Below are 13,460 nucleotides of genomic sequence, written 5' to 3'. Positions count from 1 at the left end.
GGCGGTGTCTTCGTGTTCAACCTGCGGCTCTTCATCGAGGCCTCGATCACGCTGCTGGTGATCATGGACCCGCCCGGCACCGTGCCGGTGTTCCTGGGTCTCGTCGGCCGCAAGTCGCGGGAAGCCCGGAAGCGGGCCGCGCGGCAGGGCGTGCTGGTGTCGTTCCTGGTGATCACGCTGTTCGCGGTCGCGGGCAACTCGATCCTCGCGTACATGCACATCGGCATTCCCGCTTTGCAGGGTGCGGGCGGGCTGCTGCTGTTGCTGATCGCCCTGGACCTGCTGACCGGCAAGGGCGCTACTCAGCATCCTGAGGTCGAGGACGTGAACATCGCGCTGGTGCCGCTGGGGACGCCGCTGCTGGCCGGACCCGGTGCCATCGCCGCGACGATCGTGTTCGTGCGGCAGGCGGACGGGGCTTGGGGTTCCTACTTCGCGCTGGCTGCGGCGATCGTGGCCGTGCACCTCGTGCTGCTGGGGACGCTGCGGTCCGCCGGTTTGCTGATCAAGGTGTTCAAGGAGAGCGGGATCCTGCTGATGGCCAAGATCGCCGGTCTGCTGCTGGCCGCGATCGCCGTGCAGCTGGTCGCGTCTTCGGTGCAGGGGTTCATCGCTGGTGCTTAGCGCTCGATGTGGGCGTTGTTCCCGTCGATGATGATGGGGCGCTCGATCAGGCTCGGGTTGGCGACCATGTGCGCGATCCACTTGGCGCGGTCGTGTTCGAGGCCGCTGGGGTAGGCGGGTTCCTTCTTGCGCGCGATCTCCCAGGGCTGCTTGTTCAGCAGTTCGAGGACGTGGTCGAGTTCCTGTGCCGTCGGCACGTCGTCCAGGTAGCGGCGTTCGGTGTACTCGACGCCTTCGTCGTCGAGGCGTTGCTTCGCGGCGCGGCTCTTCGAGCAGCGGGGGTTGTGCCAGATCTCCATGCCCCTCATTTTCTGTCAGGGTGCCTCGGTAGCGTTGGGTGGGTGGAACAACTCGGCTTCGACTTCGGCACCGCGGCACCGCGTCGGCTCGTGCGCGTCACGCCCGCGAAGCTGGCTACGTGGACGGACTGCCCGCGTCGCTACCGGATGACGTACCTCGATCGGCCGTCGCCGCCGCGGGGTGGGGCTTGGGCGCACAACACGCTGGGTGCGGTGGTGCACAACGCGTTGAAGGCCCTGTTCGATCTACCGGCTGAGCGTCGTACGCCGGAGCAGGCGGTCGCGTTGGTGAACCGGCAGTGGAAGTCGGACGGGTTCCGGGATGTCGACCAGGCTGCTGTCTATCGGGAGCGGGCTGGTCGGTGGGTGCACGACTACGTGTCGTCGTTGGATGTCGCGTTTGAGCCGCTCGGGGTTGAGCGGTGGGTGTCTTCGCCTACCGAGCGGATTGTGGCCGAGGGGCGGGTCGACCGGATCGATTACCGGGACGGGGAACTGGTGATCGTTGACTACAAGACTGGGCGGCACGTGCTGACTTCCGATGATGCTCGGGGGTCGCAGGCATTGGCGTTGTACGCGGTGGCTGCTAGGCGGACGTTGCGGAAGCCTTGCCGGCGGGTGGAGTTGCATCATCTGCCGTCTGGGACTGTGGCTGAGTGGGAGCACACCGAGGAGTCGTTGGGGCGGCATGTTCGGCGGGCTGAGGAGGCTGCCGATGAGATCGACCTTGCCTCGGAGACTTTGAAGGCTGGTGGGGATCGGGAGGTTTTGTTCCCTCCTGTGGTTGGGCGGCAGTGTCAGTGGTGCGATTTTCGGCGTAGTTGTGTTGAGGGGCAGGAGGCTGTTCCTTCTATTGAGCCTTGGTCGTTGTTGGCTCCGTAGGGGGTGTTGGGGGCGCGACCTTGCGGGTGGCGCCTTGCGGGCGGCGACCATGCGGTTGCGTGCTTCCACCTGGTGCTCTGCCCCAGACCCCGCCAATCTGATCGGGGGGCAAGAGCTGTGTCACGACTCGTGACGGGACCCCACCCGGAGCGCACGGGAAAAGCGAAGCGCAGCTCGGCTCCGCCGTCGCCTTTGCCTCGGCTCCGCCATCGGCGTGGTTGGGGCGGTGACCCTTGCATCGGCTGTTCTGCTGGACCCGTAGGGTGGTTTGGGTGGACGTGGAAGCAGCTAAGCGGCCGTCGCGGACCTTTGGAATCCTGCGCGCTGTGAGTGGTGTGCTCGCGGTGGGCTTGGTGCTGCTCGCGTTGGGGAACATCGGCGTCCAGTTTTACGCGAACTCTCGTGATTTGCCTGGGCCTGGCACGTTGTCGGTGGTTGCGCACGTTGTGGCTGCCCTGGTGGTGGTTGCTGGGCAGATCGTGGCTGACCGGTATGCCGACTGGCGGGCTCCGGTGGCTTCGCTCGGGGTGTTGGCGGTTGCCGGGGCCACCTTGTGGACCTTTTGGTGGGCTTAGGCGGTTGCCGCGTCGCTTCTGATCAGGCCGTTGCGCAGGGCTGCCATCAGGGCTTGGGAGCGGTTGGACGCGCCCAGCTTTTCGTAGAGGCGTGAGACGTAGGTCTTGGCCGTCGACGGGGACACGTACAGGGTTCGGGCGATGGCTGGGATTGAGACGCCTTCGCGTAGCAGGGCCAGTACTTCGCGTTCTCTTGGGCTCAGGGCCAGGCGGGCGGTGGTGGACTGGCGGCGGGCCATGGCCAGGGCCAGGCCTGCGGCGGTGAAGGACGAGGCTGCTACTGCCGCGTGGCGGATGGCGCAGATGATTTCTTCTACCGGGGCGGTTTTGCCCACGAAGGCCGAGGCGCCGGTTTCCAGGGCTCTGAAGAGGACGTCGTCCTCGCCTTGGGCGGTCAGGACCACTATGCCCAGGGTTGGGTAGCGGTCGCGGAGGTCGCGGGCCAGTTTCAGGCCGTCGGCGTCGGGGAGGCCTACGGCCACGGTGACCACGTTTGGGCTGGTGGCGGCGATTATGTCGGGGGCTTCGGCTGCTGTTTTGGCCTCCGCGACCACCTCCAGGTCGGGGTGCGCGGCGGCGAGCGTCGTCAGGCCGAAGCGGGTGAGCGTGTGTCCGTCGACTACGACAACTCGGATCGCCATGAGCTGTCCCCTCTCGATCTGAAGGTTCAACCCGCATGTCGTTCCGGATGTCTCAGTTGGTTACACCAAAGGGACTAATAGGGTCGTTGGACCTTGTTACGCAGGGTCATCAGAGGTTCAGCAGGACCTTGGCGATGCTGATCGCGCCTGGGCCGATGATGATCACGAACATGGCCGGGAACAGGCACGCTATCAGCGGGAACAGGATTTTTACCGGGACCTTCTGGGCCTGTTCCTCTGCTCGCTGGCGGCGGCGGAGGCGCATTTCGCGGGCCTGTTCGCGGAGCACTGAGGCGATGGGGACGCCCAGTTCGCCTGCTTGGGCCAGGGCTGAGACGAACGCGCGGAGCTCGGCCACGGTGGTGCGGTAGGTCAGGGCCCTCAGGGCCTCGTTGCGGGACTTGCCGATCTGCATCTCCTGCAGGACGCGGGCGCACTCCTGGGCCAGCGGGCCGTTGGTGTTGCGGGCCACCTGGGCCAGGGCGGCGTCGAAGCCCAGGCCTGCTTCCACGCACACGGTGAGCATGTCCAGGGCGTCCGGGAGGGCTCGGCGGATGTGCGTTTGGCGTTTTTGGCCCGCGTTGAGGAGCAGGAGGTCGGGGAGGAAGAAGCCGAAGACCGCGCCCAGGACCAGGCCGGTGATCAGGAAGCCGACTGAGCGGACGCCTAGCAGAGCGCCCAGGGCGCCGCCGAGCAGCAGGCCGAGGCCCTTGGCGGCCAGCACGCGGTCCGGGGTCCAGGTCGGCGGGTTGCCGGCCAGGTCCAGGCGGTGTTGCAGGTGCTGGGCCACGCCTGCGGGGGACAGGCGCAGGGCGATGGAGCGCAGCCAGCTCGGGGAGGCGGCGACGTCGGTTTTGGTGACGACGGCGGCCGAGTAGCTCGTTTCGATCAGGGCCAGGGAGCCGGCGGCGGTTGCGCGTGGTTTGGTCACCACGGCGACCACGGTCAAGGAGAGGGCGAGCAGAAGGCAGGCGAGCCCCAGGTACAGCACCATGTCACACCTCCACGCGCACGAGTTTGCGCATCCACAGGGAGCCGAGGACGACCAGCACGGCGGCGCACGCGAGCATCACGATGCCGACCAGCGTGGTGTAGAGCAGCCGCATGTACTCCGCGCGGAACCAGAACAGGAAGCCGGCCAGGAAGATCGGCAGACCCACCAGGACGTAGGCCGACAGACGGCCCTCCGCCGACAGCGCACGGACGTGCCGGCGGGTCTGGGAGCGGTCGCGCATGGTGGCGACGGTGTTCATCAGGACCTCGGCGAGGTTGCCGCCGACCTGGCGCTGGATGCGGACCGCCATCACCACCCACGAGAGGTCGGCGCTGCGCATGCGGAGGGCCACCCGGTCGAGGGCGTCCTCCAGTTCGGCGCCGATGCGGGTTGCGGCCAGTGCTCGGGAGAACTCGCCCGCGGTGGGCTGGGTGTCCTCACGCACCACGGCGTCGATCGACTGGGCCAGCGAGAAGCCGGAGCGCAGCGAGCTGGCGATCAGTTGCAGCACGTCCGGGAGCTGGTCGGCGAACGCGGCACGGCGCTTCGAGGTGCGCACCCGCACCGCCAGCGCGGTCAGCAGCCAGCCGCCCAGAACGCCCAGCGGGATGCCGATCCACCAGGTCGTGACGAGGGTGAACAGGGCGGCGAGACCGACTGACGCGCAGATCCGCAGCAGCGTCCACTCCGCCGCGCTCGCCTTGATCCCGGCCAGGTCGAGCCGGTCCGCGAGGCGTTCCGCGGTGACGTCGCTCATCACCCGGCGGGTCCACACCACGGCGGTCTGCGCGGCCTGGCTTTCTTCCTGCGCAACGGGTTCCTGCGCGCCGTAGTGTTCCAGGTGCCGTTCGAGCTTGCGGCCCGTGGTGGAACGGCGCGGCGTCAGCAACATCACCACGAAGAAGAACACCACGAGGAACGTGCCGACGATCAACGCCCCGGCCAGCCAGTTCTGCCCCGGAGTCGGTGTGGGGACGGCGATCGGTGCCGGCGCCGGTGCGGGCTCCGGTGTTGCGACGGCGGTGGGTGGAGGTGGCACTGTCGAAGGCACGGTCAGTGCGGCGAAGGCGGCGGCCAGCGCACCTGCGTCGGAGGCGGTCAGCAGACGTCCGCCGGCGGCCGCGGCGATGCGGCTCAACGCCTGGTCGCTGTACTGGAAACCGATCACGTCCGTGGGCACGCCGGCAGCGGCGACCGCGGTGACGGCAGCGTCCACAGTGGACTTGGAGACGGTGTCCTCGCCGTCGGACACGATCACCATGCGTCGTTCGGTGATGCCCTGCAGAGCGGACAGCCCGACCGGCACGGCGTCGAACAACGACGTGTCACCCTTGGCCTGCAACTGGTTCAGCGCACCGGCCACGGCGTTGCGGTCGGTGGTCGGCGCGAGCACCAGTGAGGGCTGCGACGAGAACGCGACCAGACCGACCTGCACGTCCGCGGGCAGGCTCGACACGTAGGTGACGATCGCCTGCCGTGCGACGACGATCCGGTCCGGCGCCATCGAGCCGGAGGTGTCGAGCAGCACCACCACACCGCGAGATGGTGCGGCAACGGCGAAAGCGCTGAACACGAAGGTCAGCACCGCGCCGATCAGGAACCCGGCGAGCACTCGCCTCATCGCAGACCTCCCCCGAACAGATGTGGTGGAACTTCGATCCCACGGTCCTTCAGCCGTTCCACGAAATGCGGCCGCAACCCGGTCGACTGCAGCTGACCGCGGTAGAAGCCGCGCTCGTCGACGCCGGCGTGGAAGTCGAACTGGAAGATGTCCTGCAGCGTCACGATCTCGCCCTCCATCCCGATGACCTCGGTGATGTGGGTGATCCGCCGCGTGCCGTCCTTCAACCGGGACTGGTGCACGATCAGGTCGATCGCGGACGCCATCTGCTCGCGGATCGCCCGCGCCGGCAGGTCCACGCCCGCCATCAGCACCATGGTTTCCAGGCGGGACAACGAGTCGCGCGGCGAGTTCGAGTGGACGGTGGTGATCGACCCGTCGTGGCCGGTGTTCATGGCCTGCAACATGTCCAGGGCCGCGCCGTCGCGGACCTCGCCGACGATGATCCGGTCGGGCCGCATGCGCAGTGCGTTGCGCACGAGGTCCCGCACGGCCACTTCGCCGCGTGACTCGACGTTCGGCGGGCGGGCTTCCAGGCGCAGCACGTGGTCCTGGCGCAGCTGGAGCTCTGCCGCGTCCTCGATGGTGACGATGCGTTCGTCGGCCGGCACGAACGACGACAGCACGTTCAACGACGTCGTCTTGCCGGAGCCGGTACCGCCGCCGATCAGGATGTTCATCCGCCCGTGCACGCAGCACTGCAGCAGGTACGCGGTCGCGGGCGTCAAAGTGCCGAACCCGACCAGGTCGTCGACGGTGAACGGGTCGGCGGCGAACTTGCGGATCGTCAGCACCGAACCGTCCAGCGCGATCGGCGGCACGACGGCGTTGACGCGGCTGCCGTCGGGCAGGCGCGCGTCGACCATCGGGGACGCCTCGTCGACCCGGCGGCCGACCTTGGCGACGATCTTGTCAATGGTGCGGCGCAGGTGCGACTCGTCGGCGAACGCCACGGGCACCGGTTCGAGGCGCCCGGCACGTTCCACGTAGACCTGGTCGAACCCGTTGACCATGATCTCGGAGATGCTCGGGTCGCGCAGGTAGGGCTCCAGCGGTCCGTGGCCGAGGATCTCGTCCAGCACCTCCGTCGCGATGCGGGCGCGGTCGGCACTGGTCAGCGGCGTCTCGTCGCGTTCCAGCACCGCCTGCAACGTCTGGCGCACGCGGGTTTCCAGCTCGCGCTGGTCGAGGTGCGCGTCGTAGAGCTTGGGGCCCAACAGGTCCAGCAGGCCCGCGTGCACGCTGCGCTTGACCTCGGCGAACGGGTCCGCGGAGCGGGCGTGCCGGCGCGGCTGAGGGGTCGGCGAGCCGGATTCCCGTTGCGCGGCGATGCGATTGGCCAGGCTCATCGGAACCACCTCTTCGAGGTCTTGGCCGCGACCACGGGTTCGGCGAGCACGTGTTCACGGGCGAACCGCGAGATCGCCTCGCTCACCGGGTGCTTCGGCAGGTCCAGCACGATCGGGTTGCCCTTGTTCACCGAGATCGGCACGTCGCGGCTGGACGGCACGTGCGCGCGGATGTCGCTGCGCACGACGCGGTCGATGTCGTCCATCGTCAGGCCGACCTTCGCGTCGGACCGGTTCAGCACGACCGAGCGGATGTCGTGCGCGTAGGACAGCAGGTCCAGCATGTCGAGCGTCACGCGCAGGTTCTTCAACGCCGGCACGTCCGGGGTGGTCAGCAGGACGTGGTGGTGCGAGGCGTCCATCGCCGCCAGCACGTGCTCGCTGAACGCCGACGGCGTGTCGACCACGACGAAGTCGAACATCGTCGGCAGCACCTCCAGCAGCTCGGTGACGAGCGAGGCCGGAATCCGTTCCGCATCACCGGGTTCGACCGGCGCGAGCAGCGCGCTCAATCCCGGTCGGCACGCCGTGAGCAGCGACGACGCGCCCGTGGCGTCGACGTGACCGAGCATCCCGAGCCCGTGCACGATCGTGCGGGCAGGCTCGGCCCGCAGGCAGATGCCGACGTCGCCGAACGCGAGGTCGAGGTCCACCAGGCAGACCGACCGCTCACCTCCGGCCGCGAGCACCGCGGCGAGGTTCACCGCGAGCGTCGTCTTGCCGCACCCGCCCTTCGCGGCGAACACGGTGATCACCTGGCCGTGCCTGCGCTCGTCGGTCCGGGGCTGGGGGACTCCGGTCACCTGCGCGGACAACGCCCGCGATCGAGCACAGGCATCGGCCAGGGACGAGAGGTCGTCCCGCGCGACAACCTCACGAACACCTGCGCGCAGTGCCTGCGTCAGCACGACGACGTCCAGCACCTCGCGCAGCAGCACCACGCCGATCGCGGGGCGTTCGACCCGCATCGCCTCGGCGAAGGCGAGCGCCTCGTTCAGATCGATGGCCGCGCCGACGACGACCAGCGACTCGACGGGATCGGCGGCGAGCATCCGGCGGGCGTCGGCCAGCGTGCCGGCGATCTGGACGTCACCGCCCAGGGCGGGGGAGAGCTGTCCGGCGCGGGCGGCCGGTTCGCACAGGATCGTCATGGCGCGCCTCAGTTTCCGAACAGGGAGCGGTTGTCGACGCCGTTGCCGGGCGTGATCTCGGACTTGCCGCCGAGCAGCGCGAAGTAGAGCGTGCCGGTCTGCTGACCGTGGATGAGCTTCTCCGCGTCCGCCTGCTTCACCGCGACCGTGACGATCGCCTTGCCGACGTCACCGTCCTCGGCCGCCTTCTTCTCGTCGACGACCGAGAGCACCTCGAGGCCGGTCAGCAGCAGGCGGGTGGACTGGTTGCGTTCGTACTGCTTGGAAAGCCCGTCACCGGCCGGGGTGTTGCCGTGGCCGTCCATCACGGTGAACGTGTCGAAGACCGCCACCTTCGAACCCTTCTGGATGAGCCCGCCGGCCCGTTGCCAGGCCTCGGTCGGCACGGTCACCGCGATCATCCCGTCGGGGATGGAGATGCCCTTGGCGAGTGAGGCCTGCTCGGTGAACAACGTCTTCGTGACCAGCTGGCCCTCGGCGATCTCCGACGACGTGACCAGGTCGGCGATCGCGGTGTCCAGTTCGGACATGACGTTCTCGGGCACGGTGCTCTTGGGCATCTGCTGTTCGTCCACGAGCTTCATCACCTCTTCGGCGGTGGTGCCGGCGGGGATGCGTTCCTTGGCCACGAGCACGGTGACGGCCTGCTGGCCCGCGATCGCGCGGGAGTCGGCACTGCGGACGTAGAGGAACACCCCGGCGCTGCCGCAGACGGCCAGCAACACCGCCAGGATGATGATGAATGCGCGGTTCTTCATGACTACTCCTGGGATTCAGCCGGTGAGCTGGACGATGTGAAGGCCGAGATCGGTGCCGCCGATCGGGCCGGTGCTGGGCATGAGACCTTCGACGAAGTAGCCCGCGATGCACTTCTCCGAGCCCTTGCACTCGTTCTTGTTCGTCAGCCAGTCCTTCTGCGAGGCGCCGGGCAACCAGTAACCGGTGACCACGAAGCCCGCGAAGCCGGCCAGCGTGTACGTGCCGCCGGTGCCGGTGCCGGTGACCTTGTTGTAGATCGGGAGGTAGACGGCCTTGCGTGAGGCGTACACGCTCGCCAGTGCCGTCTTGCAGTCGTTGCCGGCCGAGGCGCCGGTGTCCGAGCTGTACGTGTTGTTGTTGATCAGCACGGAGCAGTCGCTGTCGGACTCGTCGACCCAGCCGAACTCGCCGGGGCCGTCGGAACCGGAGGGTCCGCTCGGGCATCCCGTACCGCTGGTCGTGTGCAGCTTGAGCACCCGGTGCACCGACAGCGGCGGGGTGGCTGGAGGGGTCGGGCCGAACGCGGAGCCGTCCGCCGTGGCCTGCGACCACTCGCACCACGAGATCGTGAAGGCGATGGTGGTCGCGCTCTTCGGAGGTCCCCACGCGGCGCGAGCACAGGCCAGGACCCGGGAACCCTCGTAGGAAGCGTTACCCGCCAAGGCGCGGGCGAACGACGGCGGCAGCAACGTATCTCCGCCGGCGGTCTGCGTCGAGGTGTGCACGTCCACGTACTTGGTGCCGGAGGACGGCTTGGCCGGGCAGTCGGTGATCTTGCCCGTGGGGGCGGGGCAGGAGGACAGCACACCGTCTCCGTCGAACCCGCAGACCTTGTCCACTGTGGACACGCCGTCCTTGGCGTTGTGGTTGGCGTAGTAGTTCGCCTTGTTCACCAGGCAGGTCGACGCACCGGTGGCGCAGCCGCGGGCGACGGCGAGCGCACCCGCGTCGGCGCCGTTCTGCAGCTCGGCGCGCTCCTGGTAGATGAAGCCTACGTCGATGACGATCGCGCCCATGCCGAGCAGGACGCCGAAACCGAGCAGGATGGCGATGAGCACGCCCAGTGCGCCGCGGTCATCACCTTTCAGCCTTCGCATGGCATGACTCCCTTGGCGTCCAACGAGATCGGGGAACCGAAGCCACCGCCGCCGAGCAGGCCGGCGAGGCCGCCCACGGGCGTGACGAAGTTGAACGTGTGAGTGACCGTCACCGTGGCGTCGCCGCCCGTACCGGACGGGCAGGCGTCGACCGCGACGCCGATGTCGAGTCCGCTGGCCGCCGTTTCCGCACGGGTGGCGGCGCCGGTCTGCTTCAACGCGGCGACGCGAACGCCTTCCCGTGCTGCCTGGGTGATGGTGATCTGGGCGCGCAACGCGAGCCCGAAGTCGACGATGCCCATCACCAGGACCAGCAGGATCGGCATCAGGAGGGCGACTTCGACAGCGGTCGCGCCGCGATCGCGAACTTTCTTGGTCATGACCGCTCCAGAGAAAGGTGCGCGGCCGGCGGAGGGGATCGCCGGCCGCGCGGGACAGGAGACGTTCAGCCGTCGATGACGTCGGCGAGGAAGTCGAACATCGCGGCCATGTTGGTGCCGACGGCCGTGATGGCCACCATCGCCGCGACGACGATCAACGCCAGCATCAGGCCGTACTCGACGGCCGTGGCACCGCGGTCAACGTCACGCCGACGGGTGGTCACGTGAGTTCAGCCGCGATCTCGTTGAACAGCGCGAGCAGGTTGGTGCCGACCAGCGTGACGCCGGCGATGATGACGATCGCGATGAGGGCGACCATCAGGCCGTACTCGACGGCTGTGGCGCCGCGGTCGTCGTTCTCGCGCTTGATGTGGTTGAGGAACGTCTGCACGTAGCTGAGGAACGTGAGCATGACGGTCTCCTGAGGAAAATGTGGATTCCGGCTTCGGACACCGCAACTCTGCGTGACGACGAACTTTGTTCGGTATCGGGCGAAGAGGTGTAACGAACACGCAGGTCGGGGGACAATGTCGGCCGATCGGCCGACACGCTGTCGACCTGTCGGTCAGACCTGCTGTCGTCACGTTCCGTTGTACACCCGAGCGACCTACCGTCGATCACATGACTCTTCTCTGGGCCGTCGGCGGCGCGGTGGGCGGGCTCGCCTCCGGTGTCGCGCTGCGCGAGCTCGTCAACCGGTTCACGCGCACCGGCATCGCGTTGCCGCTCGTGTCGGCCGCGGTGCTGGCGGTCCTCGCGATCAAGTTCGCCGGCTCGGTGGAGGTCCTCGCGTTCGCGTGCCTGGGCGCCGTTGGGGTCGCACTCGCGTTCATCGACACGGCCGTGCGGAGGCTGCCGGACGTGCTGACGCTGCCCGCGTACCCGGCGGTGCTGATCCTGCTGACCGTCGCCGCGCTGACCGGCGGCACGATCGGCGCGCTCGGCCGCGCGGTGCTCGGCGGGCTGCTGCTGGCGTTCATCTACCGCGTGCTGGAGTTCGTGAACCCCGCGGGAATGGGCTACGGCGACGTGAAGCTGTCCGGTGTGATCGGGATGGCGCTGGCCTGGCTCGGCTGGCCGGTGCTGCTGCTCGGCGCCGCGCTCGCGTTCGTCCTGTCGGCCGTCGTGTCGCTGATCCTGTTGCTCCTGCGGAAGGTCACGCTCAAGAGCACGCTGCCGTTCGGGCCGTTCATGCTGCTCGGCGCGTTCACCGCGGTGTTGCTGAGCTGAGGCCGATTCACCCTTCCCGCCTGGCCGTTCCGCCACCTACAGTGTGCTCTCAATCCGCTTGGGGAGGCGGATGTGAGCACTGGGGGAAGTCGATGGCTGTGGGGGATCTCGTTGGCGCGCGCCGAGAATCGGTCGCGTTGCCGGTTCCGGTGTTGCTGGTGGTCGCGGCGTTCGCGGCCGCCGTCGTCGCGCAGGGCGGGTACTACCTGCCGGGCCGGGTGTTGTCCGGGCTGCTGGTCGGGATGGCGGTCGCGCTCGCCCGCCCGCGGCCGAACCTGCTCGCGGTCTTCGGCGGGGCGTTCGCGTTGTGGGCCGTCGTGCGCGGGCTGCTCGAAGGTGACGTGCTCTCGGCGGTTCCGGCCGCGGCCGCCGCCGGTGTGTTCGTCGGCGCGGTACTCGTTGCGGCACAGGCTGATTCCGCGGAACGCGAACTGCTCGCCACGGTGGTCGTCGGCGTCGGGGCGCTGATCGGGTTCACCGGCTGGGTCGCCGTGGTGTTCCGGATCCCGTCCTGGACGACGGTCGCCGAGGGCCTGCTGCGGGCAGCGTCGACACTGACCTACCCGAACGCGGCCGCCGCCGTGATGGCCGCCGCCGCGATGCTCGCGCTGGTCCTGCGGCCGTCGTTGCTCATGTCGGTGATGGCTTTCCTGCTGTGCACCGGGATCGGCGCCACGATGAGCCGCGCGGGCGTGATCGCGCTGGCGGCCGGGTTGCTGGTGCTGTGCGTGTTCTCCGGCTTCAAGAAGACCGTCGTGGCCGCCACCCCGCCGCTGCTCGGGGCCGTGGTCGCGGTCGGCGCGCTGCTGCCGACCATGCGGGTGGCCGACGAGCCGCAGGCGTTGATCGCGGTCACCGGGCTGGTCCTGGGCGCCCTGGTGGCGCTGGGACTGCCCAGGCTGGGACGGTTCGTGGTGCCGGTCGCGGTGCTGGTCGCCGCAGGTGGGGCGGTGGCGGCGTGGGCGTTCTCGGACCGGCTGGCCACGCGGGTCTCGTTCAGCTCACCGGACCGCGCCGGGGCCACCGAAGCCGCACTCGACCTGGTCGCGAAGGCACCCCTGTTCGGGGTCGGGCCAGGAAACGGATCTTTTTTCTTCAACTGGGGCAACGCAGGTACCCGTGTCATGCGTTATGTCCACAACGAGTACCTACAAGTGCTCGTCGAGCTGGGGGCAGTCGGGCTGTTGCTGGCGCTGGGGGTGGTGGCCGCCGTGCTGATCGCCATGTGGCGAGGGCGCGGAACGTCGTTGTGGGCGGGGGCGATGGCCGCGGTCGTCGTCGTGCTGGTGCACAGCGGTTTCGACTTCCTGTGGCACCTGCCCGTCGTGCTCGTGGTCGCCGGCCTCTGCGCCGGTCTGGGGTTTCCGTCCACAAGGGACGGAAGTTTGATGGGGGGAACAGAATGAACAAGTCATTTGGGGGGAAGACGCTGGCCGTCGTCGCCGTCGCGGGAGGCGCGCTCCTGGCGTCCGTCTCGCCGGTCATGGCGCAGGTGAGCACTCAGTCGCCGTCGAACCTGGCCTTGCAGGTCGAGTCGCCTGCGAAGACCGAGACCTTGGGTGCCGTGCTCAAGGTCAAGGTCACCTACGCCTGCCCGGCGGGCTACTCGGGTGGCCTGAACCTGCAGGTCACCGAGGCCGTTGCTGGGGGACGCATCGCCTGGGGCAGCGCCGATGTCAACGTCGACTGCACCGGTGAGTCCAAGTCCGTCACGGTGACCTTGGCGGCGCGCGACAACGCGTTCCGCAAGGGCATCGCGTACGCGCAGGCGTCCATGGGCGTCCCCATGGTCGGCACCGCGAAGGACGAGCGCGAGATCACGATCGTCTCGTGAACTTGAGGCCTGGTTGTTTTCTGG

At 68.5% G+C, this 13,460-nt stretch carries 17 protein-coding genes; 6 read left to right on the top strand and 11 right to left on the bottom strand.

Features of this window, described 5'->3' with window-relative positions:
* The first annotated feature begins 12 nt into the window (after nucleotides 1-12).
* Nucleotides 13-624, top strand: a complete 612-nt coding sequence (locus G7043_RS45830; protein WP_313888419.1) for a MarC family protein — start codon at nucleotides 13-15, stop codon at nucleotides 622-624.
* On the opposite strand, the gene G7043_RS45825 is transcribed toward G7043_RS45830, so the two are convergent.
* The gene (locus tag G7043_RS45825; protein ID WP_166055744.1) at nucleotides 621-923 is read right to left on the bottom strand and encodes an ArsC/Spx/MgsR family protein; all 303 of its coding nucleotides are present in this window, start codon (nucleotides 921-923) and stop codon (nucleotides 621-623) included. The genes G7043_RS45830 and G7043_RS45825 overlap by 4 nt on opposite strands.
* 42 nt (nucleotides 924-965) lie before the next feature.
* Here G7043_RS45825 and G7043_RS45820 point away from each other — a divergent pair, with 42 nt between their 5' ends.
* On the top strand, nucleotides 966-1,805 hold the full coding sequence (locus G7043_RS45820) for a RecB family exonuclease (protein WP_166055742.1): 840 nt from the start codon (nucleotides 966-968) through the stop codon (nucleotides 1,803-1,805).
* Nucleotides 1,806-2,077: 272 nt separating this feature from the next.
* Nucleotides 2,078-2,380, top strand: coding sequence for a hypothetical protein (locus G7043_RS45815; RefSeq protein WP_207312605.1), 303 nt, complete (start codon nucleotides 2,078-2,080; stop codon nucleotides 2,378-2,380).
* Here G7043_RS45815 and G7043_RS45810 read toward each other — a convergent pair.
* The 10 genes from G7043_RS45810 to G7043_RS45765 all read right to left on the bottom strand — a co-directional run bounded on the left by G7043_RS45810 (nucleotide 2,377) and on the right by G7043_RS45765 (nucleotide 10,784).
* On the bottom strand, nucleotides 2,377-3,021 hold the full coding sequence (locus tag G7043_RS45810) for a response regulator transcription factor (RefSeq protein WP_166055740.1): 645 nt from the start codon (nucleotides 3,019-3,021) through the stop codon (nucleotides 2,377-2,379). The two genes, G7043_RS45815 and G7043_RS45810, sit on opposite strands and share 4 nt — an antisense overlap.
* Before the next feature lie 109 nt (nucleotides 3,022-3,130).
* The gene (locus G7043_RS45805) at nucleotides 3,131-4,015 is read right to left on the bottom strand and encodes a type II secretion system F family protein (protein WP_166055738.1); all 885 of its coding nucleotides are present in this window, start codon (nucleotides 4,013-4,015) and stop codon (nucleotides 3,131-3,133) included.
* Nucleotide 4,016: 1 nt separating this feature from the next.
* Nucleotides 4,017-5,636 carry a VWA domain-containing protein gene (locus G7043_RS45800; protein WP_166055736.1) on the bottom strand — a complete coding sequence of 540 codons (1,620 nt, stop codon included), beginning with the start codon at nucleotides 5,634-5,636 and terminating at the stop codon, nucleotides 4,017-4,019.
* The gene (locus G7043_RS45795) at nucleotides 5,633-6,985 is read right to left on the bottom strand and encodes a CpaF family protein (RefSeq protein WP_166055734.1); all 1,353 of its coding nucleotides are present in this window, start codon (nucleotides 6,983-6,985) and stop codon (nucleotides 5,633-5,635) included. Before G7043_RS45795 ends, G7043_RS45800 begins: the two co-directional genes overlap by 4 nt.
* On the bottom strand, nucleotides 6,982-8,136 hold the full coding sequence (locus tag G7043_RS45790) for an AAA family ATPase (protein WP_166055732.1): 1,155 nt from the start codon (nucleotides 8,134-8,136) through the stop codon (nucleotides 6,982-6,984). The genes G7043_RS45795 and G7043_RS45790 overlap by 4 nt, the downstream gene beginning before the upstream one ends.
* A gap of 8 nt (nucleotides 8,137-8,144) precedes the next feature.
* Nucleotides 8,145-8,894, bottom strand: a complete 750-nt coding sequence (gene cpaB, locus G7043_RS45785) for a Flp pilus assembly protein CpaB (protein WP_166055729.1) — start codon at nucleotides 8,892-8,894, stop codon at nucleotides 8,145-8,147.
* A 15-nt stretch (nucleotides 8,895-8,909) separates the two neighbouring features.
* Nucleotides 8,910-9,992, bottom strand: coding sequence for a TadE/TadG family type IV pilus assembly protein (locus G7043_RS45780; protein WP_207312604.1), 1,083 nt, complete (start codon nucleotides 9,990-9,992; stop codon nucleotides 8,910-8,912).
* The gene (locus G7043_RS45775) at nucleotides 9,980-10,372 is read right to left on the bottom strand and encodes a TadE/TadG family type IV pilus assembly protein (protein ID WP_166055727.1); all 393 of its coding nucleotides are present in this window, start codon (nucleotides 10,370-10,372) and stop codon (nucleotides 9,980-9,982) included. The genes G7043_RS45780 and G7043_RS45775 overlap by 13 nt, the downstream gene beginning before the upstream one ends.
* A 65-nt stretch (nucleotides 10,373-10,437) precedes the next feature.
* A complete protein-coding gene (locus G7043_RS49115; RefSeq protein WP_166055725.1) occupies nucleotides 10,438-10,596 on the bottom strand; it encodes a Flp family type IVb pilin in 159 nt (52 codons plus the stop codon).
* Nucleotides 10,593-10,784, bottom strand: a complete 192-nt coding sequence (locus G7043_RS45765) for a Flp family type IVb pilin (RefSeq protein ID WP_166055724.1) — start codon at nucleotides 10,782-10,784, stop codon at nucleotides 10,593-10,595. Before G7043_RS45765 ends, G7043_RS49115 begins: the two co-directional genes overlap by 4 nt.
* 209 nt (nucleotides 10,785-10,993) lie before the next feature.
* Here G7043_RS45765 and G7043_RS45760 point away from each other — a divergent pair, with 209 nt between their 5' ends.
* From G7043_RS45760 to G7043_RS45750, 3 genes are all read left to right on the top strand, one after another.
* A complete protein-coding gene (locus G7043_RS45760) occupies nucleotides 10,994-11,602 on the top strand; it encodes a prepilin peptidase (RefSeq protein ID WP_166055722.1) in 609 nt (202 codons plus the stop codon).
* 98 nt (nucleotides 11,603-11,700) lie between these two features.
* A complete protein-coding gene (locus tag G7043_RS50275) occupies nucleotides 11,701-13,008 on the top strand; it encodes an O-antigen ligase family protein (protein WP_166055719.1) in 1,308 nt (435 codons plus the stop codon).
* Complete coding sequence (locus G7043_RS45750) at nucleotides 13,005-13,436, top strand: hypothetical protein (RefSeq protein ID WP_166055717.1); 432 nt, start codon at nucleotides 13,005-13,007, stop codon at nucleotides 13,434-13,436. Before G7043_RS50275 ends, G7043_RS45750 begins: the two co-directional genes overlap by 4 nt.
* The last annotated feature ends 24 nt before the right edge of the window (nucleotides 13,437-13,460 follow it).

Origin of the sequence: Lentzea alba (assembly GCF_011067745.1) — a bacterium.
Lineage (GTDB): Bacteria > Actinomycetota > Actinomycetes > Mycobacteriales > Pseudonocardiaceae > Lentzea > Lentzea alba.
This window is presented reverse-complemented; position numbering and strand designations above follow the sequence as displayed.